Origin of the sequence: Aeromonas sp. QDB30, from assembly GCF_027707645.1 — a bacterium.
GTDB classification, from domain to species: domain Bacteria; phylum Pseudomonadota; class Gammaproteobacteria; order Enterobacterales; family Aeromonadaceae; genus Aeromonas; species Aeromonas caviae.
The window spans coordinates 1-882 of sequence record NZ_JAPCIY010000186.1 but is presented as its reverse complement, the minus strand read 5'-3'; the positions used below and the strand labels follow the sequence as shown (position 1 = coordinate 882).

The following is an 882-nucleotide window of genomic DNA, read 5'->3' as shown; positions in this document are numbered from 1 at the left end:
AGCAGAGAAAATCGATACAGAACAGGACCTTGGAAGGAGTTTTAAAGGGACTCAACGCTTAAGGTCCTGTACATGTGTATGTTATCAGCCCCTTGGTGGGCATTACTATTCACAAGGACGTGTCATGAAAAAATCCTCTATTGGTGCTGTGTTTTTACTTAGTTCAAGTGCGCTAGCCAACCCATATAAAAGTGAATTTGTTGATGTGGCATTTCAAATACAAGAAGGAAAAAATACATTTCAACTGGTCTGTCAACCCAAGCTCACCATGGGGGAGCTGCCCAAAAACTGGGTTGATACCTGCAATCAGATTGGCAAGAAGTTTTTGGAGTTGGCTGTCGAAAGCGGAATAAAGGTCGACCCCATTGACAACGCGTTTGGTTTGGCTGGTGAACTTGCTCAAAAAATGTCGAGTGACTTGCCAGAGAATGTTGTCCCCACACAAATTATTAGCCGTGAATTTGGTGGTTAATCACTGATAACAGGGTGCGAGAACCAATAAATGCCGGGCTGGGGCGGTTTTCACTACGCTTTCTCAGCCCTTTTATCCATTCAAGAGGAATGAAGGTTTCAGCACCGATATTGAAGCGGGGCTGAGCAGGCTGAAGACTGAAATTCAGGGGCGGTAGCGTGGTTTTTGCTGGTTGGCGCAGAGCGTAGCCAAGCCCAGCAGGCGAGAATTATCACCTCAACCAGAGCGGGATACATATGGATTTGGCCGCTCGGTAAAACACATTTTCAGATACATTTCGCGGTAAATTCGAATAGTGCAGCGTATTCTGACAATCGCGAATAACCCCGCCGCGCAGGGCTGACGCATCAGTGTTTATACTTTGAACAACCCCATACATTCGAACAAATATTGTTCATTCAGACAGCAGA

General features: G+C 45.8%; 1 protein-coding gene. It reads left to right on the top strand.

Going from position 1 to position 882, the window contains the following annotated elements:
* Positions 1-472: hypothetical protein (locus PG896_RS21045; protein ID WP_270836201.1), on the top strand; the 472-nt coding region annotated here is incomplete at its 5' end.
* Between the last annotated feature and the right edge of the window lie 410 nt (positions 473-882).